At 67.3% G+C, this 19,023-nt stretch carries 18 protein-coding genes; 3 read left to right on the forward strand and 15 right to left on the reverse strand.

Annotated elements, in window-relative coordinates:
• Nucleotides 1-70: 70 nt before the first annotated feature.
• The 6 genes from PSEJ31_RS0107875 to PSEJ31_RS0107900 form a co-directional block, all read right to left on the reverse strand.
• On the reverse strand, nucleotides 71-568 hold the full coding sequence (locus PSEJ31_RS0107875) for a DUF3592 domain-containing protein (protein ID WP_125108905.1): 498 nt from the start codon (nucleotides 566-568) through the stop codon (nucleotides 71-73).
• The gene (locus PSEJ31_RS16325; RefSeq protein WP_051403691.1) at nucleotides 565-1,041 is read right to left on the reverse strand and encodes a DUF3592 domain-containing protein; all 477 of its coding nucleotides are present in this window, start codon (nucleotides 1,039-1,041) and stop codon (nucleotides 565-567) included. The genes PSEJ31_RS0107875 and PSEJ31_RS16325 overlap by 4 nt, the downstream gene beginning before the upstream one ends.
• Nucleotides 1,042-1,182: 141 nt before the next feature.
• Complete coding sequence (gene map, locus PSEJ31_RS0107885; RefSeq protein ID WP_028915145.1) at nucleotides 1,183-1,929, reverse strand: type I methionyl aminopeptidase; 747 nt, start codon at nucleotides 1,927-1,929, stop codon at nucleotides 1,183-1,185.
• Between the two features lie 110 nt (nucleotides 1,930-2,039).
• Nucleotides 2,040-3,188: a GGDEF domain-containing protein gene (locus PSEJ31_RS0107890; RefSeq protein ID WP_026010618.1), complete on the reverse strand. Its 1,149-nt coding sequence runs from the start codon at nucleotides 3,186-3,188 to the stop codon at nucleotides 2,040-2,042.
• Between the two features lie 190 nt (nucleotides 3,189-3,378).
• Entirely contained in the window at nucleotides 3,379-4,017 is a 639-nt protein-coding gene (locus tag PSEJ31_RS0107895) for a hypothetical protein (RefSeq protein ID WP_147208101.1), read from the reverse strand.
• Between the two features lie 87 nt (nucleotides 4,018-4,104).
• On the reverse strand, nucleotides 4,105-4,812 hold the full coding sequence (locus tag PSEJ31_RS0107900) for a hypothetical protein (protein WP_019399056.1): 708 nt from the start codon (nucleotides 4,810-4,812) through the stop codon (nucleotides 4,105-4,107).
• A 578-nt stretch (nucleotides 4,813-5,390) separates the two neighbouring features.
• Between PSEJ31_RS0107900 and PSEJ31_RS0107905 the strand changes: the two genes are divergently transcribed.
• Complete coding sequence (locus PSEJ31_RS0107905; RefSeq protein WP_028915147.1) at nucleotides 5,391-6,380, forward strand: hypothetical protein; 990 nt, start codon at nucleotides 5,391-5,393, stop codon at nucleotides 6,378-6,380.
• The gene (locus tag PSEJ31_RS0107910) at nucleotides 6,377-6,718 is read left to right on the forward strand and encodes a hypothetical protein (RefSeq protein ID WP_028915148.1); all 342 of its coding nucleotides are present in this window, start codon (nucleotides 6,377-6,379) and stop codon (nucleotides 6,716-6,718) included. Before PSEJ31_RS0107905 ends, PSEJ31_RS0107910 begins: the two co-directional genes overlap by 4 nt.
• A gap of 167 nt (nucleotides 6,719-6,885) precedes the next feature.
• On the opposite strand, the gene PSEJ31_RS0107915 is transcribed toward PSEJ31_RS0107910, so the two are convergent.
• The 4 genes from PSEJ31_RS0107915 to aceE all read right to left on the reverse strand — a co-directional run bounded on the left by PSEJ31_RS0107915 (nucleotide 6,886) and on the right by aceE (nucleotide 12,876).
• Nucleotides 6,886-7,872, reverse strand: a complete 987-nt coding sequence (locus PSEJ31_RS0107915) for a hypothetical protein (protein ID WP_147208103.1) — start codon at nucleotides 7,870-7,872, stop codon at nucleotides 6,886-6,888.
• Between the two features lie 576 nt (nucleotides 7,873-8,448).
• Nucleotides 8,449-8,928, reverse strand: coding sequence for a DUF4411 family protein (locus PSEJ31_RS16535; protein ID WP_084220835.1), 480 nt, complete (start codon nucleotides 8,926-8,928; stop codon nucleotides 8,449-8,451).
• On the reverse strand, nucleotides 8,915-10,066 hold the full coding sequence (locus PSEJ31_RS16540; protein ID WP_084220836.1) for an ImmA/IrrE family metallo-endopeptidase: 1,152 nt from the start codon (nucleotides 10,064-10,066) through the stop codon (nucleotides 8,915-8,917). Before PSEJ31_RS16540 ends, PSEJ31_RS16535 begins: the two co-directional genes overlap by 14 nt.
• A gap of 119 nt (nucleotides 10,067-10,185) precedes the next feature.
• Nucleotides 10,186-12,876, reverse strand: coding sequence for a pyruvate dehydrogenase (acetyl-transferring), homodimeric type (aceE, locus tag PSEJ31_RS0107920; protein ID WP_028915150.1), 2,691 nt, complete (start codon nucleotides 12,874-12,876; stop codon nucleotides 10,186-10,188).
• A gap of 762 nt (nucleotides 12,877-13,638) precedes the next feature.
• On the opposite strand from aceE, the gene PSEJ31_RS0107925 reads away from it, so the two are divergent.
• Nucleotides 13,639-14,052 carry an STAS domain-containing protein gene (locus PSEJ31_RS0107925; protein WP_028915151.1) on the forward strand — a complete coding sequence of 138 codons (414 nt, stop codon included), beginning with the start codon at nucleotides 13,639-13,641 and terminating at the stop codon, nucleotides 14,050-14,052.
• A gap of 105 nt (nucleotides 14,053-14,157) precedes the next feature.
• Here PSEJ31_RS0107925 and PSEJ31_RS17095 read toward each other — a convergent pair whose 3' ends face one another.
• From PSEJ31_RS17095 to PSEJ31_RS0107950, 5 genes are all read right to left on the reverse strand, one after another.
• Nucleotides 14,158-14,298: a hypothetical protein gene (locus PSEJ31_RS17095; RefSeq protein WP_019399036.1), complete on the reverse strand. Its 141-nt coding sequence runs from the start codon at nucleotides 14,296-14,298 to the stop codon at nucleotides 14,158-14,160.
• A 44-nt stretch (nucleotides 14,299-14,342) separates the two neighbouring features.
• A complete protein-coding gene (locus PSEJ31_RS0107935) occupies nucleotides 14,343-14,807 on the reverse strand; it encodes a hypothetical protein (RefSeq protein WP_028915152.1) in 465 nt (154 codons plus the stop codon).
• A 46-nt stretch (nucleotides 14,808-14,853) separates the two neighbouring features.
• Nucleotides 14,854-15,084, reverse strand: a complete 231-nt coding sequence (locus PSEJ31_RS0107940; RefSeq protein WP_147208105.1) for a hypothetical protein — start codon at nucleotides 15,082-15,084, stop codon at nucleotides 14,854-14,856.
• A 222-nt stretch (nucleotides 15,085-15,306) separates the two neighbouring features.
• Nucleotides 15,307-17,601, reverse strand: coding sequence for an NADP-dependent malic enzyme (locus tag PSEJ31_RS0107945; protein WP_028915154.1), 2,295 nt, complete (start codon nucleotides 17,599-17,601; stop codon nucleotides 15,307-15,309).
• Nucleotides 17,602-17,775: 174 nt separating this feature from the next.
• The gene (locus PSEJ31_RS0107950; protein ID WP_028915155.1) at nucleotides 17,776-19,017 is read right to left on the reverse strand and encodes a flavohemoglobin expression-modulating QEGLA motif protein; all 1,242 of its coding nucleotides are present in this window, start codon (nucleotides 19,015-19,017) and stop codon (nucleotides 17,776-17,778) included.
• Nucleotides 19,018-19,023 lie beyond the last annotated feature (6 nt).

Genomic DNA, 19,023 nt, shown 5'->3' on the forward strand with positions numbered 1-19,023 from the left:
GCTCCGTGCGCGGGGATGTCGCCGGTACGACGTCCCGGGCGCGCCCCGATCGACATTGCGGGCGCGCCGCCTAGCGCAGTCCGTAGTGGGCGAAGTACAGCAGCGGTGGCAGCAGGGCCAGGACCAGCAGGAAACCGATCCCGAACCACCCCGGACGCACCAGGAAGGCGCGGTGGTGGCGGGTCGGGTGGTGCAGCACCCGCACCCGGTCGCCGTCCGCGTGCACGCCCAGGCGCTGCAGCTCGAGCAGGCCGCGGAGGGCGCCGGAGGCAGCCAGCGGCCAGGCCGTCACCCGCGAGCCACGGTAGCGACGGCCGTCCACTTCGTACTCATAGTCGGCCTTCATGCGGTAGGTACGCTCCGCGCGGAGCAGGGCCACGCCGATCTGGCGCTGTTCCAGCATGCGCAGGGTGCCGGCCACCGCGGGCCAGCGGCGGATGCGCAGCAGGTACCACGCGCCGTAGCCGCAGCACAGCGAGGCGTACATCCACATCCAGAACAGCAGCGCCTGCCTGTCGCCGGCGGCCGCGCCGTGCCACATGCGCACCAGGTACTCCGCCACGCTCACGTGCCGGCCTCCGCGGCCGGGCGCACCCTGCGCCACGCGCGCCGTTCCAGGTACAGGCACAGCAGGCCAAAGCCCATGAACGCCAGCCCGCCGAACAGGGGCAGGCGGGCGGCCGCGGTAATCCCCGGCTGCAGCACCGCAAGCTCCGGCCGGGCGGGGTGGTGGAACACGGCCACCTTCCGCCCCGGTGCCAGGCCGGCAAGCATGGCTTCGGCGCCCTTGCGGTCGCTGGAAACCGGCAGGCCGGAGAAGTACAGGCGGGTGGACTCGTAGGACTGCCCGCGCACCTGGTAGCGGTAGTGCACGCGCGGGAGGAAGGTGTGGGAGCGGCGGACGTCCAGCCCGGCATCCAGCACCACGCCTTCCACGGCCGGCCAGTCGCGCGAGGCCGCGGCGTGGGACAGCCCGTGCAGGCCCGCGGCCAGCAAGGCCGCGCCCAGCAGCACGAACAGCGCGCAGAACAGCTGCTTCAACACCTGTGTTGCCCGTCCCCTTGTGGCCCCGGGCAGGCGACCACCAATCCCGTGGCGGGGCAACTCCCCCCGCCCCGCGCCTGCCCTGTCGGCGTCGGATCATCCGGCACCACGGCGGCCGCTGGCAACGGCCGGGGATGCTCAGTGCAGGGTCAGGACGATGGGCGCGTCGCGGGTGATGACCAGGGTGTGCTCGTACTGGGCCGAGCGGTTGCCCGGCGCGCCCAGCAAGGTCCAGCCATCGCCGGCTTCCTCTACCACGCGGGTGCGGGTGGCGATGAAGGGCTCGATGGTGATCACCATGCCCTCCTCCAGCACGCGCGCGTCGGTCGGGTCGTAGTAGCCGGGGATATGGTCCGGCTCCTCGTGCAGGCTGCGGCCCACGCCGTGGCTGCCCAGGTTCTCGATCACCCGGAAGCCGAACCGGCGCGCAGTGGCCTCGATGGCCTTGCCGATCAGGTTCAGCGGCTGCCCGGCGCGGGCGACCTTCAGCGCCTCCGCCAACGCAGTGCGCGAGGCGTGGCACAGCCTGGTATCGCGCGCCGAGGCCTTGGGCAGCACGCGGGTGCCGCCGGTGTCGGCATAGTAGCCACCCAGCTCGGCCGAAACGTCCACGTTGAGCACGTCGCCGGCGCGCAGCACGCGCGGGCCCGGCACGCCATGCGCGGCCTCCTCGTTGACGCTGATGCAGGTCGCGCCCGGGAAACCGTAGACCGCGCGTGGCGCCGGCGTCGCCCCGGCGTCGGCCAGCATGCGTTCGCCGATGGCGTCCAGTTCCGCGGTGGTCATGCCCGGAACGGCCGCCGCCAGCATCGCCTCGCGCACCCGCGCGACGATGCCGCCGATGACTTTCAGGCCCTCAAGGTCGGCAGGAGATTCGATGGTCATGCGCGGAGTCTACTCCTGGCGTGCGGCGGGGAATGGAACAGCGCTGCCGCGCGGGAGCGACCGGCCCCTGCTGGTGGTGCAGGCCGCCCATGCCGGGACCGGGCCGCACTTCAGGCCGCCTCGATGCGGTTGCGGCCGGATTTCTTGCCGCGGTAGAGCGCGGCGTCGGCGGCCTGCATGGCCTGCTCCAGGGCGGCGGTGCTGGCGAAGCTTCCGGAGATGCCGATGGTGACGGTGCAGCGCAGGGCTTGATGGGCCGGGTCATGGCCCAGGGCCTCGGCCTCGACCGTGCCACGGATGCGCTCGGCCAGGCTCCACGCGGCCTTGGCGTCGATGCCCGGGCAGACCACCGCGAACTCCTCGCCGCCCATCCGGCAGACCAGGTCGCCCGGGCGCACGGCACCGCGCAGCACCGTGGCCACCGCGCACAGCACCGCGTCGCCGGCCTGGTGGCCGTGGCGGTCGTTGATGCGCTTGAAATGATCCACGTCGATCATCAGCAACCGCGCATCGGCGCCCGGGCGCTGGAAGCAGGCCTCCAGCGCCTCGGCCAGGCCGCGGCGGTTGAGCAGCCGGGTCAGCGGATCGCGCGCAGCCATCCCGCGCAACTGGTCGGTCAGGCGGCGCAGCACCAGCCATACGAACGACGGCGGCATGATCGTCGCCAGCGAGCACATGTAGATGTAGAAGACCATCTGGAAGCGCGCGTCCATGTCCAGCGCCTCCAGGCCGCCGTCCACGAGCTTGCCCAGCTTCATCAGGTTGAGCACGAGGATGCCGCCGATCAGCAGCACGAACAGCACCACCTCGCCGCGCAGGTTGCGCGCGTAGCTGCGCAGGCCCAGCAGCAGGGCCACGATCATGAAGGCGAAGCACAGCGAGCACACCGCCGACAGCAGGGCATAGCGCGCCACCGCGCCCAGGCCCCAGTGCACCACCGCCTGCAGCGCGGCATATCCCAGCACCACCGCGCACAGCGGCAGCAGCAGGGGCACGCGCTTGCCGAAGAAGCGCGCGCCGCCGATGCAGTACGCCACCAGCGCGCCGAGGGTGAAGCAGTGGTTGACCACCCCCATCCAGCCCCATCCGGGCGACTCCATCAGCTGCAGCACGTAGGCCACGCCGAGGATGAGATTGCCCGCCGCGAACGCATCCATGCCCATGCGGTCGCTTCCCAGGCGCCGGCCGATGAGCAGGAACATCACCGCGAAGCTCAGCGAGTAGACACACAGCATGCCTACGAGGACGGTGGCAACCATCGGTCAGTCCCTGGACGGATGTGGACGCGCGAACCATCGGGCTGCCAGCGCCGGACCCGCGCTGGCGCGGGCCCCTTCCGGCGCGCGGGAGGTCGGGCCGTGTCGTGGCAACGGCCACCCCGGGGTACGGGACACCCGTGCCCCGGGGGTAATGCAACGCAGCCGGATCCGGCCGCGCGGCTGCCTGCGGTCAGTTGCTGGGCAGCCAGCCCTTCTCGGTCTTCTCGAAGTTGTGCCAGGCGTGGCGCTCGACGCCGTCGCCGACCTGGAAGTCGTCGGCGAACTGCATCTGCTCCAGGTGGTTCCAGGCGACGATGAAGGACACCCGCCGCAGCTCGGCCTGCTCCGGCGCATCGGCGCTTTCCCAGAACGCACGGCACGGCGCACAGGCGGCCAGCATCGCGTCGCGACGCGGCGCGAATCCGTCGCCCTGGGCGTTGAGCCACTGCGAGGCGACCATGACGGACTGCATCAGGTTGACCCCGTCCTGGAGCGCGCCGAAGTCCATGTCCGACTGCGCCTGGCGCGCCGCCGACTGCTGCAGCTCCTCGTTCAGGCCGCGGGCCAGGCCGAGGATGACCTCGCCGTAGGGCTTGGCCAGCTGCAGCTTGTAGGTGTAGGTCACCCGGTAGCGGTTGGCCGAATCCGGATCCAGCCGGCCATTGCTGCGCTGGAAATCCACGATTTCCAGGCCATCAGCCAGGTCGGTCTCGGCCAGCTTGCGCACCACCGGCTCGGCCACCTTGTCACTGGGCCGGTCCTCGCCGCAGCCGGCCAGCAGCAGCACCATCAGCGCCGCCGCCGCGGCCTTGGACAGAATTCGCTTCACGGATCACCTGCATTGGGGGGACGCCCTGCGCGCGGGCAGGGACAAGGCATCCGTTATCGGCCGGGCGGAGGCAAACCTTAGGCATGGCTAACGCCGCCGCTCGACCCGGAAGCGGAACACGTAGTCCTCGTCGTTCCAGTGCGCGACCACGTCGACCTCGTACGGCGCCCGGCCCCTGGCCTTGCCGACCACGATCTGCCCGCCCCAGGACTCCTGCGGGCCGACCGTGGTGGTCTGCAGGATGGTATTGCCGAGCCGTTCCAGGGTCGCGTGCAGCTCGCGGTCGATCAGGTAGATGCCGCCGGCGGCCAGCGCCGTGGCCGCGGCGGTCCCGGCGGCGGCCGCCGCCGGGTCGTACCAGGTGGTGCGCGCCAGGCGCGGACCGCGCGGCGTGTAAACCGTGGTGTCCACGCTGGTATAGGCGTTGTTGGTGGCCGCCACCGCCGTGGCCACCCCGGCCAGGGCCACGGCGACCGCCGCCCAGGTCGCCGCCGACTCCGCCTCCCGCTCCAGGTCCTCGTACGAATAGACCGGCACCCAGGCCCCGCCCACCCGCGCGGTGAAGTTCCCGGGCCCGAAGTCCGAAGGCATGTCCAGCTTGTTGTAGCCGGCCACGGCAAAGCTGATCCGCCCGTTGACCTCCACCCCCAGCGGCGTGACCCGCACCGCCCCGTTGCGCAGCTCCAGGTCGGCCGTCGGCCGCCCGTTGTAATAGCTCAGCTGTGCCGCGCCGGTATCGACCGGCGTGATCGTGTACTTCGTCGTCGCGCACGCAGTCAGCGCGAGCGCCGTCATGGCGCAAACCAGTGCCTTTCCAGCCATCCCCCTACCCCCCCACTCTGGCGCGTTCCGCCATGGGGACTCTATTACCTGGCCGGGCCGCTTGAAACGGACCACGGATGGCACCGTTGGGCGGCCAGACAGCCAGGACATCAGCCGGCAAACGGGGTGGCAAACACGGCAGACGGGGTCAGGTTCGCCTCCTGCAAGGCCGGTTGGATCTTCCGGAACCGGCCGGACCCTTGCCGCGGCGGACCAGGCCCAGGCCGCGGAAGTGGACCTGACCCCGCTCAACCCCGTTCGCAATCCGGCCGTGCCTCCACCCCAGTGGCGGACCCGCACCACCCCGTTGCGCGGCTCCAGGCCGGCCGTCGGCCGCCGGCGCGCGGCGCCCGCCGCACTGCCCCCGGCGCAAATAAGATGTATCCGGTGCCAGGGGCACCATCCCGGCCTGCCAGGATCGGCTCCCAATGGATCCCCGGCACGTCAGGGCCGACCTTTGCCGCACCGGTCGTTCCGCAGCGCGCAGGACCACGCCGCGCTGCTCCTGGCGCAGTTCCCGTTCCACGTTCCACGACCAAGGGAGTGAACGGATGTCACGCGTGCTGATGTGTGTCTTGCTGCTCTTCCTTTCCGGATGCGCCTCGGTGCCGAGGGAGGAAGCCCTGAAGCTCGGTGCTGCCGGACAGAAGGCCGCCGAAGCGGGCCAGGCCGCGCTGGCCGACCTGGCCGGCGAGGTCGGCGGGTTTCCCGAACGCAGCGCGGTGCTGCTGACGGTTGCCACGTGCACGGCGCCGGCAGCGCCCTCGCCGTGCGGGATCAGCCAGGCACCAGGCGATGTGCTCACGGCGGACGAAAAGCTTGCAGGGGTGATATCGCTGAGGGCCCGCGCCCTGTCCCAGCTGCACTCGGCCTATGGCGCCTTCCTGGAGGAAGCGGAGTACGACGCCGCGGTCGATATCGACCAGTCCCTCGGCGAGCTTACCGACAGCGTCAACAACCTGGCCGGTGCCATGGCCTTGCTGTCGGGCGGGACCAGCTTGCTGGCGCTTCCGGCCACGAAGATCGCGCGCAAGGCGGCAGGGGAATCGGCCAGGGCCGCGCAGAAGCGACGCCTGCTGGAAGCCAGCCGGGCACTGCGGGAGATAGACCAGCGGCTGCTCGAACTGCTGCGCGAGGAAGCGGAGGCCTACCAGGGCATCAGCGAAATCCTGCACACCAACCGCCTGCAGCTGGCCAATGCCCTGCTGCAGGCCGGGCTCCTCGATCCCAGGCCGCTGGTCGACGATTTCCTTTCCCGCAACCGGCTGGGAGCGGCCATGGAACTGGAGGCCAGCGACCCGGTCGTCCTCGCCCTGGCGCGCACCGTCCACGCACACCAGGCCGGCCGCCTCGCCGCCGCGAGCCGCGCGGCCTACCAGTCGCACATCAGCGCCTTCGAAGCCCTTATCGCCCTGCACGAGGACTTCGAGGCCGGCAAGCCGCTATCGCTGGACGACGTCGCCAGGGCCCTGGGCGAGATCAGGCTGTGGGCTGAACTTCTCGAGGAACCCGACGGGCAGGCCGCGGAGGAAGCGCCGTGACGATCAAGGACACCAGGCTCAGGGAATTCCAGCGCGCCCTGCAGGACGCCACCGAAAACCTTGCCGCGGACATTGCCGCCGCCCAGGGCAACGCGGAGCTGATCCAGAAGATCCAGGCCAACTACTGGAAGCACCACGCCAACTGGTCCATGGCCGCCACCGCCGCGCTGGAAAAGAACAACGACAGGATCCAGGCGCTGTTCGACGACGCCAAGGCTGCGAACAAGGCGATCAAGGAGGCGCGCAAGAAGGCGGAGGACATCGCCACCATCGTCCGCTCCTCGTCCAACGTCGCCACGGCGCTCACGCAGCTGCTGGAGAACGTGGCCAAGGCCTAGGCACCCGCCCGCCACGCTTCCTGGATGACGAGGATCGCGTGCGCTACCGCCCCGGAACAAAAGGGCCAGGGCCGAAGGAAACCCGACCCTGGCCCCTGTTTCCCATCTGAACCACCCGGGCCACGCCACGCAGCCCGGGTGGCACCGTTACACAATGCGCAACGGCGTCAGCCTTCGATGCCCATCTTCGCCTTGACCAGCTGGGCGGACTGCGCGCCGTGGCGGTCATACGGACGGGTCAGGAAGTACTTGTCGGCCGGGAAGCCGGCCGGCAGGACCTTCTTGTCCAGGGTCACCAGCACCTCGCCGGTGCCCGGCACCAGCAGGTCGAACGCATCCGGGAACACGACCGCTTCCAGGCGGGCGCTGTTGACGGTGGCCTTCTCGCCGCCGTTGTCGGACATGGCCGAGGCCAGGAACACGTACCCCTTCACGACCAGCGGCACATCCGTGTTGCCGTTGCCGTCGCGCTTGCCGGCCAGCTTGGCTTCGACCTCGCGTGCGGCGGCCTCGTCCATCGGCAGCCAGAATTCCGAACTGTTGGCCAGGTCCATCGACGGCACCACTACGGCGTACTCCACCGAGTTGCGCCCGTGCAGGTCCACTTGGGCATTGCTCGTGGTGGTGTACAGGAAGATCGGGAACGCCTTCTTCTCCATGTCGTACTGGCCGAAACGGACGGTGTCGTTGATATCGATGGCGATATCACCGATCTGGCGCACGCGGGCCAGGTACTCGTCCATCTTCGGCTTCAGCGCGGCGAGCATGTCCTTGCGCTTGAACGGGTCCTGCTCCTGGGCGAACTCCTTGGAGATGGTGTAGGCCAGCAGCTCCTCGTCGATCGGATCGGCCTTGCTCCAGTACAGGTCCACATAGGCCAGGTGCTCGGGGCTGTTCTCGTAGAACTGCTGGCCCAGCTTCATGTACGGCACGTAGGTACGGCCTTCGGCGCTGCGGAACGGCATCACGGTGATGTCGCGGCCATTGGCGTCCTTGGCTGCCACCACCATCGCGCTCTTGCCGCCCTCAGGCCCGGCCGACGCGCTTGCGCCGTTGCCATCGGCCGAGGTGGTATCCCCACCGCTCTTGTCGCCACAACCGGCCAGCAGGCCGCCCGCCAGCAGCATCGCTGCCATCAACGCATTGATCTTCACCTGAATCTCCATTGGGTTCGCAGTAGCCGTACTCCGGCGGCCACTCCGGTTCCCCAAAGCCGGCCGGCGCAAGAGGCCGGCAACGTTAGCGGCGACGATTCACTTTTCTTGACGGAACGGGACCAGGTTCACTTCCTGCCGCATGTGGCACAGGATCCTGACAGAGGCGCCGGCAGGCCGGGCAGACTCAGTGCGAGTCCATGCGCATCCTTCCGGCATTGCCGCCTGACGGAACGGGGTCAGGTTCACTTCCGAGGTCGGAACGGGGTCGCGGAACGGGGTCAGGTTCACCTCTTACTGGACGTGGCACAGGATCCTGCCAGATGCGCCGGAAGGCCCAGACAGACGTAGTGCGAGGCCATGCGCACTCTTCCGGCATGGCCGGCTGCCGCGCTTCAACCTCCCTGAATCGCCCCGGCTTCTGTAGACACCCCGAAGCCTCAAATTGATTGCCGCTTTTCGAACTCTACCGGAGGCAGGCCATCGTTGTGCCGCACCCAACCCAACGGGGAAAGTGAACCTGACCCCGTTATTGTCGAATTTCCTAGCCAGCAGCGCGCCCATATGTGCGCGCGATCAGCCGAACGTCCGACCGGAGCCCTTCACCAAGTCCAAAAAGCTTATGCAGGGCGGAGGCAGAATATGTACGCAAACCGCGGGAATCTTGTACTTCTTCTTGTTACTCGGAAGAGTTGGCTGCCTACTCTCATTTGACACTAACTGAGCGCCAAATACCCTCCCTACAGCAATTATTAAGATGTCATTCTCATCAACACCGTCAGGATGATATTGATCATTTGATATACCCAAACCATCTTTAATTAATTGCGCATACCTGAGTACGTCGTTAGTAATAGGGAGGACCTTGAGCCCTACTTGACGGAGCCATGCCGCGCAATCCGGAGCCACATGCTCAACTTCGGTCATTGCTGGCTGCGGGATGCACAAATCGCCATTTTTAAACCCCTCCTCAAGCCAACCCCAAAGCGGAGGAAATATTCCAATCGGGTAGTTATCCCAAGCATGCACAATAGCAGAGGCATCAATGACCAGCATAATGCCCCTCAAGCTTGTGTAAATCACCCACCTTTAAGCCATCGAGAAACTTACTGGCCTTTGTAAGAGTGATTCGCTGACGCTCCAGCGCCGAAAGAACCATCCGCACATAGCCATCGCCAAGTATGTGCTTTGGTTCCCTGTACCTATAAAGGCGGGCCCCGCCATCATCCTCCGGTATCGGCTGTTTAAGCTGCCACTCTTTATAGGCCGCATAGATCGAACGATCTATATAACCGGCATCCAAGAGCCTCAGCAGAATGACCTCCGAACTCACGCCGAGACGGGCCCGATGGTGCTTCAACCAATCGTCAATGCCCGATACATCTACCGGTACTGAAACCAGCCCCGTATTCTTCAGGTAACCATCGGGGATGAGGACGAGGGCAGCAAAGCGGTTAGCATCGCGCTCACGCCCGGAAATCAGCTCAAGGTCCGCCTCCTCATCGATCACACTATCTCGATGAAGAATGATATGAGCCAACTCATGGAAGAGGGTAAACGTTTGCCTGCTTTCGTATTTAGTTTTTCGAATAACTATTACAGGGAAGCTGTCGTGGTAGATAGCAAACCCAAGCACCGAGCTCGACTTTGGAATCTGCCATTTTCCTTGATACCCATTAGTCCGAAATACCAACATTCCTTTACGCTCGATGGCGCGGCGATACCCGTCGAACGAATGGATTCCGTCTAAGTCAAGCCAACCCCTAACAACTGATGCTGCATCTTCGATCGATAACCCATCGACCTCAGGAGGATTAAATTCTTCAACGCCATCGTCTTCAATGTCAGCTCTCAGCGATAAATACGCCTCCCGCTGCCACTCTGCGAGTTCAATTATGCGCTTTACAGAGGCATCAATATCCACCTTCTGGTTGGCTAAGGCTCGAAAGCCGCTCGTAAAAACTTGCTCAGGATCGACCGGTCCAGACTCTAAAAAGAAAAGAACGCCTCGCCCAAGATAACTAGCCAGCCTCTGCAGTTGATTGAAAGTGAGCGCATCCTCACCCTGCTCAACACGCCCCAGGACCGAATGGCTCACACCAACGGCAGCAGCGAGCTCTTCCGTAGTGATACGGCGCTCGCCGCAACACCACTGAATTCGCTGCCAGTTCACGTTGGAAATTCGCTCGACCATCTCAGTTCTGATGCCCCCAATGGGTATTAGCCTAGCACCTCAAACCTTAAGAAGAAGCCCCGAAAAAAGAAGGGCGGCCGTCCGGCCGCCCCCCCCCTAACACCCTGTGGTGCCCCTCCTCAAACCCCCACAGGGTTGGCCTTCTCCGGATCGATCTTGTACAGCTTGATCGCCCTGGCCACATCCTTGCCGGTCATCTTGCCCTCCTTCGCCAGGGCCGCGATCGCCGCGTGGGCGATGTAGTAGCGGTCCACCTCGAAGAAGCGGCGCAGGTTGGCGCGGGTGTCGGAGCGGCCGAAGCCGTCGGTACCCAGCACGGTGTAGCTCATCGGCACGAAACCGCGGATCTGGTCGGCGAACACGCGCACGTAGTCGGTGGCGGCGATGGCCGGGCCCTGGCGGCCCTCCAGCAGCTGGGTGACGTACGGCTTGCGCGGGGTCTCCTCCGGATGCAGGCGGTTCCAGCGCTCGGTGGCGAAGCCCTCCTTGCGCAGCTCGTTGAAGCTGGGGCAGGACCAGATGTCGGCGGTGACGCCGAAGTCCTTGTCCAGCAGCTCGGCGGCGGCGATGGCCTCGCGCAGGATCGTGCCCGAGCCCATCAGCTGCACGCGCAGCTCGCCCTTCTTGGGCTTGCCGGCGTCCTTCAGCAGGTACATACCCTTGATGATGCCCTCGGCCGCACCCTCCGGCATTTCCGGATGGGTGTAGTTCTCGTTCATCAGGGTGACGTAGTAGTACTCGTCGATCTGGTCCTCGAGCATGGCCTTCATGCCGTGCTGCATGATGACCGTGACCTCGTAGCCGAAGGTCGGATCGTAGCTGCGGCAGTTCGGGATGGCGCCGGCCAGCAGGTGGCTGTGGCCGTCCTCGTGCTGCAGGCCCTCGCCGTTGAGGGTGGTGCGGCCGGAAGTGCCGCCGAGCAGGAAGCCGCGGGTACGCATGTCGGCCGCCTGCCAGGCGATGTCGCCCACGCGCTGGAAGCCGAACATCGAGTAGTAGATGTAGAACGGCAGCATCGGCACGTCGGACACCGAGTAGCTGGTGCCGGCGGCCATCCACGACGCGATCGCGCCCGGCTCGCTGATGCCCTGCTGCAGCACTTGGCCGGACTGGTCCTCGCGGTAGTACATCAGCTGGTCGGCGTCGACCGGCTTGTACTTCTGGCCGAACGGGGCGTAGATGCCGATCTGGCGGAACAGGCCTTCCATGCCGAAGGTGCGGGCCTCGTCGGCCACGATCGGCACCAGGCGCGGACCGATCTCCTTGTCGCGCAGGGCGATGTTGAGCGTCTGCACGAAGGCCATGGTGGTGGAGTAGGCGCGGTCGCCGCTGGACTTGAGCAGGCGCTCGAACTTGTCCAGGCCGGGCACGGCGAAGGACTTGCTGGCCTTGCGGCGGCGCTGCGGCAGGTAGCCGCCCAGCGCGGCGCGGCGCTCCTTGAGGTACTGCACTTCCGGCGAGTCCTCGCCGGGGTGGTAGAACGGAACCTGCTCCGCCTCGGCCAGCTGCTTGTCGCTGATCGGGATGTTGAAGCGGTCGCGGAACGCGCGCACGGCGTCGTCGTCCAGCTTCTTGGTCTGGTGGGTCGGGTTCAGCGACTCGCCGGCGCTGCCCATGCCGTAGCCCTTGACCGTCTTGGCCAGGATCACGGTCGGCATGCCCTTGGTGTTCACCGCGGCGTGGTAGGCGGCGTAGACCTTGTGCGGGTCATGGCCGCCGCGGTTCAGGCGCCAGATGTCCTCGTCGGACATGTTGGCGACCATGGCGCGGGTCTCCGGGTACTTGCCGAAGAAGTGCTCGCGGGTATACGCGCCGCCGAAGGCCTTGCAGTTCTGGTACTCGCCGTCGACGGTTTCCATCATCAGCTTGCGCAGGACGCCGTCGGTGTCCTTGGCCAGCAGCGGATCCCAGTAGCTGCCCCACAGGACCTTGATGACGTTCCAGCCGCCGCCGCGGAACACGCCTTCCAGCTCCTGGATGATCTTGCCGTTGCCGCGCACCGGGCCGTCCAGGCGCTGCAGGTTGCAGTTGACCACGAAGATCAGGTTGTCCAGGCCCTCGCGGCCAGCCAGGGCGATGGCGCCCAGGCTCTCCGGCTCGTCGGTCTCGCCGTCGCCCAGGAAGCACCAGACCTTGCGGTCGGACGGCTCGATCAGGCCGCGATGCTCCAGGTACTTCATGAACTGGGCCTGGTAGATCGCCGCCAGCGGGCCCAGGCCCATGGACACGGTCGGGGTCTGCCAGTAGTCCGGCATCAGCCAGGGGTGCGGGTAGGAGGAGATGCCGCGGCCGTCGACTTCCATGCGGAAGTTGTCCAGCTGGCTCTCGCTGATGCGGCCTTCCAGGAACGAGCGGGCGTAGATGCCCGGGGCGCTGTGGCCCTGGATGTAGAGCAGGTCGCCCGGGTGGTGGTCGGACGGGGCACGCCAGAAGTGGTTGAAGCCCACGTCGTACAGGGTCGCCGCCGAGGCGAAGGAGGCGATGTGGCCGCCCAGGTCGCCCGGCTTGCGGTTGGCGCGCACGACCATCGCCATGGCGTTCCAGCGGATGATCGAGCGGATGCGCCACTCCAGCTCCGCGTTGCCCGGGCTCTTGGCCTCCTGGTGCGGCGGGATGGTGTTGACGTACTCGGTGGTGGGCGAGAACGGAAGGAACGCGCCGGAGCGGCGGGTCAGCTCGACCATGTCCTCCAGCAGTGCATGCGCACGCTCCGGGCCGTCACGGTCGATCACCGCCTTGAGCGATTCGATCCACTCGCGGGTCTCTACCGGATCCGGATCGTTGTGCAGCACATCGTTCAGCCAGTTCATATCACTCCCATTGCCGCGCGTGGGGGGCCGCGGCGTGACGTTCTTGTGGACCCCGGAGTTTACCGCACGGGTGGCACCGGCCGCTTCGCTACGGGTGCGTATGTGCGGTGGGACAGGCTTTTTCACCGGTGTGAATTGCGAGGGGGAGACGGGCCGCCGACCGCACCAAGGCCCGCCTGGCGGCACGTCTGGCGGATAGTCTCCGTTGCAACCAGTGGCGGCCGCGACTGACAGGGCTGTTGCCGGGCGACGCACTGCACGCCCACCGGATCGCAGCCGGAGCAGGTTTTGTTGCGTCGCAAAAAACGCCAGCAAACGACCGTGTGTGGGGTCGGGGCACTACATATCTATACGGGGTCGCGACTGATGGCCCTGATCCAGGTCAGATCGATGGGCGTTGGCCGTGCCGGGCGGGCGATGCGGAGGCACGCCTGATCCAGCGCCGATGCGGGTGCCGCCGGACACATGCTTGCCGGGTTGCTCCCGCGCCCGGCGGGTAGGAGCCGGGACGAAAGCGTCGACCGCGACCATGCCGCTGTGGGAGCCCACCCGGGCAGGTTGGCCTGCAATGCCGGCGACCTGGTCGCTGGAGGGACTGCGGCATGGTCCCACCGCCGCCGGGTGCCTGAAGAACCGTTCAGGCATGGCCTCCGATCACCACGTGGCCTTTGCATCTGCCCCCATACGATCCAGTACTGGCAGCCTGCCCCCCGGGGCGCCTCCGCAGGCCGCCGTATCCCTGCGGGACTGGAGACCGACGCAATGAGCCAGCTCAGGATCGACCCCACCCCGCCGCACAACGGCGTCCAGCGCATTGCCGTCAGCGGCCGCCTGGACGCGGGCAGCTATCCGGAGCTGGACCAGGCGCTGGATCCGCTGCTGGCCGACGACCGGGTGTCGTCGGTGGTGCTGGACCTGGAAGGCCTCAACTACATCAACAGCGCCGGCATCCGTTCGCTCGAGCGGGTGCGCCGCGCCCTCGCCGCCCGCCATCGCGCCGTTCTGCTGGTCAACCTGCAACCCCAGGTGCGGAAAGTCCTCGACGTGGTCGAGGCGGTACCGGTCGAGGAGGTGTTTGCCTCCTACGAGGAGGCCGACGCGTACTTCGACGTCATGCAGCGCCGACTGGTGTCCAAGGTGGCGGCGCACGCGCCGGAAGCCGGCGCGGACGGCTGATCCCTCGGCCTCAGCGCCGTCCCGTTCCGTTGCTTCGCTGTCTGCGCTGCGTTATCCGGGCCGGCAGAACACCGAACCTGCCCACCTCGCTGCAGCCACGACGGTCTAGCTGCACTCCTGCGAAAGCTTGACGTGGGTGTCGTACGCCGCGTGGGCAATCGTCATCAGGCTTGCGCGGTTATGCCATGTCCAAGCGAAGGCAAGGAAGGCGAACAGCATCAGCGGCAGACTGTTCCTGGTCTTCATAGCGGCAACCGAATGTGTACGTCCATCACGCGAGCACGCATGTTTCACGCGCCCCCCAATGTCATCCCGTAGTACGCCACCGACAGGACAAGCAGGGCATTGGATGCAAGATGCAGCATCCAGGTATGGAAGAAGGCGACCTTTGCCCCGTCCTTGCGTGCCAGGCAATACATGACCGAAAGGGATATACCTCCGGGCAGTCCGTACACCAGGCCATTGAAAGGGCCATTCATCACAAGGTGCAGGACGAAGAAGACAAGCCCGGCCAAGGCACCGCCTACATAGAGGGCCACGGGCTTCCCCCTGCCCAGCTTCAAGCTCGCCTCGACAAGAAGCGAATGAATGAGGGCCGTTTCAAGGAACGGCATCACCAGGATCACGGGAAGCAGGTTAGGCAGCTCGAGGAACCTGGCAGGATTCACTGGGCCAGCCAACAAGTCGCGGCACAACAGGCCAAGAAGCAAGCTTGCGAGATAGTCCAGAATCAGGATGAGCGGCAGATAGTTCATGCACTGCTCTCAGAGGCAGGGGCGCGGCAATCCGCGCCCCTGGTCATTACTCACCGCGGAAGGTATCCCGGAGGGACCGGTACGCATCCGCCACGGTAAACATCACGTGGGCGGTGAAATCCACCAGACCATCGTAAATGTTGGTCAGGGTCCTCCCCAGATTGCCAGGATCACCTTCGACGCTGACCTTGGCACAGAGGTCGCCCTTGCAGACCTCGCCCGCCATCTTCATGCCCCCGCAAACATACGGGACTTCGTCGACTTTCAAGATACGCATCATCCACTCCTTGGATTCTGCGTGCGGACCACCCCTGGCCCGCACGGCCGGCCCCTGCCGGCCATCGCTATTTTTCATATCCGGCAAGGCGCCGCCAGAGCCCACGCCCTGAATCTCGGGTCAGAAAACTCCGACCCGATCCGTCGCGTCGGCAGGCTGGCGTGTGGACGGCGACGACCTGCCCGAATGCGCGGCACCCGTCGCCATGCACGCCAGCGGGGCTCAATCCCCCCCACCCCGCTCCAGCTGCTGGCGGATCTGCGCGTCGACCGCGGCGATGGCGGTCATGTTGAGGATGCGGCGCGGGGTGGCGCTGGTGGTGAGGATGTGCACCGGCTTGCTGATGCCCATCAGGATCGGGCCGATGGCGACGCCGTCGGTGAACACCCGCACCAGGTTGTAGGCGATGTTCGCCGCCTCCAGGTTGGGCATCACGAACAGGTTGGCGCGGCCCTTGAGGGTGCTGTTGGGCATGATCTTGCCGCGCAGCAGCTCGTCCCAGGCGGTATCGGCCTGCATCTCGCCGTCCATGTTCAGGCGCGGGCTGCGCTTGCGCAGCAGTTCGCGCACCTGGCGCATCTTCAGCGCGTCCTTCGATTCGTGGCTGCCGAAGTTGGAGTGCGACAGCAGGGCCACGTTCGGCTCGATGCCGAACAGGCGCATGCGGAACGCGGCCTGCAGCGTGGCCTCGGCGATCTGCTCGGCGGTCGGGTCCTCCTGCACGTGGGTGTCCACGAAGAAGAACACGCCCTGCTGGTTGATCACGCCGGTCATGGCCGAGGTGGACTGCACCCGCGGCTCCAGCGGGATCACGCTGCGCACGTAGCCCAGCTTCTTGTGGAAGCGGCCGACGATGCCGGTGAGCAGGGCGTCGGCTTCGCCGCGCGCCACCATCACCGCGCCGATCAGGGTCGGGCGCGAGCGCATCAGGCTCTTGGCCGCGGCCACGGTCACGCCGCGGCGCTCGGTCAGGGCGTGGTAGTGCTGCCAGTACTCGTTGAAGCGCGGGTCGTCGTCCTGGTTGGTGATCTCCACGTCCACGCCGGGGCGGATGCGCAGGCCCAGGCGCTTGATCCGGGTCTCGATCACCTCCGGGCGGCCGATCAGGATCGGGAACGCCAGGCCCTCGTCGACCACGGTCTGCACCGCGCGCAGCACCACTTCCTCCTCGCCCTCGGCGTAGGCCACGCGCTTGAGGTCGGAGCGGGCGCGGTCGTAGACCGGCTTCATCATCAGGCTGGAGCGGTAGACGAACTGGCCGAGCTTCTCGCGGTAGGCGGCCATGTCCTCGATCGGGCGCTGGGCGATGCCGGAATCCATCGCCGCCTGCGCCACCGCCGAGGACAGCTCGACCAGCAGGCGCGGGTCGAACGGGCGCGGGATCAGGTAGTCGGGGCCGAAGCTGGGGATCTCGTCGCCGTAGGCGCTGCCCAGGTCGGAGGCTTCCTTGCGCGCCAGCGCGGCGATGGCGTGCACGCAGGCGACCTTCATCGCCTCGTTGATGCCGGTGGCGCCGACGTCCAGCGCGCCGCGGAACAGGTAGGGGAAGCACAGCGCGTTGTTGACCTGGTTCGGGTAGTCCGAACGGCCGGTGGCGATGATCGCGTCCGGGCGCACGCGGCGCGCTTCCTCCGGCAGGATCTCCGGATACGGGTTGGCCAGCGCCAGGATGATCGGGCGCTCGGCCATGGTGGCGACCATCTCCGGCTTGAGGATGCCGCCGGCCGACAGGCCCAGGAAGATGTCGGCGCCGGCGACGATCTCCTCCAGGGTGCGGGCGTCGGTGTCGCGCGCGTAGCGGCGCTTGTCCGGGTCCAGGTCGGCGCGGCCGGTGTGGATCACGCCGCCGCGGTCGAAGGCCAGGATGTTCTCCGGGCGCAGGCCCAGCGAGACCAGCATGTCCACGCAGGAGATGCCGGCCGCGCCCATGCCGGTGGTGGCCAGCTTCACGTCCTCGATCTTCTTGCCGACCACGTGCAGGGCGTTGACCACCGCGGCGCCGACGATGATCGCGGTGCCGTGCTGGTCGTCGTGGAACACCGGGATGTTCATCCGCTCGCGCAGCTTGCGCTCGACGATGAAGCACTCCGGCGCCTTGATGTCCTCCAGGTTGATGCCGCCGAAGGTCGGCTCCAGCGAGGCGATGATGTCGACCAGCTTGTCCGGGTCGGTCTCGTCGATCTCGATGTCGAACACGTCGATGCCGGCGAACTTCTTGAACAGCACGCCCTTGCCTTCCATCACCGGCTTGCCGGCCAGCGGGCCGATGTTGCCCAGGCCCAGCACCGCGGTGCCGTTGGAGACCACCGCCACCAGGTTGCCGCGCGCGGTCAGCTCGCTGGCCTGCCGCGGGTCCTCGACGATCGCCTCGCAGGCATGGGCCACGCCCGGCGAATAGGCCAGGGCGAGGTCGCGCTGGGTGAGCATGGCCTTGGTCGGCGAGACCTTGATCTTGCCGGGGCGCGGGAAGCGGTGGTAGTCGAGGGCGGCCTGTTTGAAATCTTCCTGTTCGGACATCGATCGGCTTCGGCGCGGCGCAAGGGGGCTCGATTCTAAGCCCTCCGGCGACGCAGCGACCCCCCCTTGCAATCGCGGCCGCAGCGGCGCCGGCGCGACGCACGTGCTTCGATGCAGTGCAGCAATCGGCGTATCGGCGCGGCGCTTGCGGCATGACAGCGTTGGCCAGCGCCCTCAGCGCAGGCCTTCGCCGATGTGGTCGATGCGGATGCGGTTGGCGAACAGCGAGAACGCCAGCAGCCCGGCCAGGCCGCCGGCGCGTTCGATCCATGGCGGCAGCCACTGCGGCGGCTCCAGGGTGCCGTCGGCGAACAGCGGCTCGAAGCGGACCACGTCGTCCAGGGTCATCTTGCCGGCCAGCAGCCAGCGGCACAGGCGCAGGCGGTCGCGTTGCAGGGCCAGGCGGAAGAAGGTGTGCACGCCGACCAGGCCGCGCAGGTACACCGTGTCCTTGGTGAAGGCGCAGCCCCCGGAGAGCGGCACGCCGCGGAACACGCGCTGGGCCGAGGCGAAGCTCTCCTCCTCGCCCTGCCCGGCGCCGAGGAAGTAGCCGAATACCTGCAGGAAGTCCGCGCCGTCCAGGGCCATGGCCACCGCCTCGGTGCGCAGGCTGATGCGCTTCATCCGGCCGATGTCGATGCTGCCGGTGATCAGCTCGGCCAGGGTGGCCAGGCCCTCCTGGGTGGCGGTGACCCGCGGCGAGGCCAGGGCCAGGCTCGGCAGCACCTCCTGGTTGCGGCCGTTGAGCGCGGTCAGCGAGTGCACCAGGGCCTCGTGGTGGAACAGCTGGCGGCGGTCGTAGTCGCTGAAGGCGGCGCCGGCGCGCAGGCGGATACGGGTCGCTCCGGCGGCGGCCTTGGCGATCAGCTCCGGGTCCAGCTCGACCTGGACCACCCGGCCGCCGAAGAACTCGTCGAGGTCGCCCTGCAGCTGCAGGGCCAAGGCGGTCGCCGAGACCGGCACCTGTTCGGCCGGAGAGAACAGTTCGTGGTCCAGCTCGCTGGCGATCTGGATGAAGTGGTGGGCCGCTTCGCGGGTGGTGGGGCCGTCGCCGGGCAGCGGATCGTCCGGACGCCCGAACAGGGCCACCGCCTCGGCCCCGGCCCGGGCCGTGCCCAGCGCCTCCAGCAGCCGCGCCGCGCGCTCCCAGCTGCCGGCCGACTCGCGCAGGTAGATGCCCAGCGGGTGGCCGGGGTCGGCGGCGGCGGCCACCGCGCGCAGTTCGGTGCGGGCGGCGGCGAAGTCCAGCTTCGGGTACTCGACCCGGGGCAGCACCGCCCGACCCTGGCGCCAGGCGGCCAGGAAGGCGTGCTGCACCGCGGCCGGCCAGCTGGCCAGGCCGAGCAGGCGGATGCCGCGCGCAGCCCGGACCAGGCGCCGGTCCAGTGCGGCATGGCGGGCGATGGCGTCGGTCATCGGCGG

It is taken from the genome of Pseudoxanthomonas sp. J31 (assembly GCF_000510725.1).
Classification (GTDB): Bacteria; Pseudomonadota; Gammaproteobacteria; order Xanthomonadales; family Xanthomonadaceae; genus Pseudoxanthomonas.

Bases quoted from the DNA above. Each gene is read 5' to 3' on its own strand.
- map (WP_028915145.1), bottom strand. From the start codon at position 1,929: ATGACCATCGAATCTCCTGCCGACCTTGAGGGCCTGAAAGTCATCGGC.
- PSEJ31_RS0107890 (WP_026010618.1), bottom strand. From the start codon at position 3,188: ATGGTTGCCACCGTCCTCGTAGGCATGCTGTGTGTCTACTCGCTGAGC.
- PSEJ31_RS0107900 (WP_019399056.1), bottom strand. From the start codon at position 4,812: ATGACGGCGCTCGCGCTGACTGCGTGCGCGACGACGAAGTACACGATC.
- PSEJ31_RS0107905 (WP_028915147.1), top strand. From the start codon at position 5,391: ATGTCACGCGTGCTGATGTGTGTCTTGCTGCTCTTCCTTTCCGGATGC.
- PSEJ31_RS16535 (WP_084220835.1), bottom strand. From the start codon at position 8,928: ATGCTGGTCATTGATGCCTCTGCTATTGTGCATGCTTGGGATAACTAC.
- PSEJ31_RS16540 (WP_084220836.1), bottom strand. From the start codon at position 10,066: ATGGTCGAGCGAATTTCCAACGTGAACTGGCAGCGAATTCAGTGGTGT.
- aceE (WP_028915150.1), bottom strand. From the start codon at position 12,876: ATGAACTGGCTGAACGATGTGCTGCACAACGATCCGGATCCGGTAGAG.
- PSEJ31_RS0107925 (WP_028915151.1), top strand. From the start codon at position 13,639: ATGAGCCAGCTCAGGATCGACCCCACCCCGCCGCACAACGGCGTCCAG.
- PSEJ31_RS17095 (WP_019399036.1), bottom strand. From the start codon at position 14,298: ATGAAGACCAGGAACAGTCTGCCGCTGATGCTGTTCGCCTTCCTTGCC.
- PSEJ31_RS0107935 (WP_028915152.1), bottom strand. From the start codon at position 14,807: ATGAACTATCTGCCGCTCATCCTGATTCTGGACTATCTCGCAAGCTTG.
- PSEJ31_RS0107940 (WP_147208105.1), bottom strand. From the start codon at position 15,084: ATGCGTATCTTGAAAGTCGACGAAGTCCCGTATGTTTGCGGGGGCATG.
- PSEJ31_RS0107945 (WP_028915154.1), bottom strand. From the start codon at position 17,601: ATGTCCGAACAGGAAGATTTCAAACAGGCCGCCCTCGACTACCACCGC.
- PSEJ31_RS0107950 (WP_028915155.1), bottom strand. From the start codon at position 19,017: ATGACCGACGCCATCGCCCGCCATGCCGCACTGGACCGGCGCCTGGTC.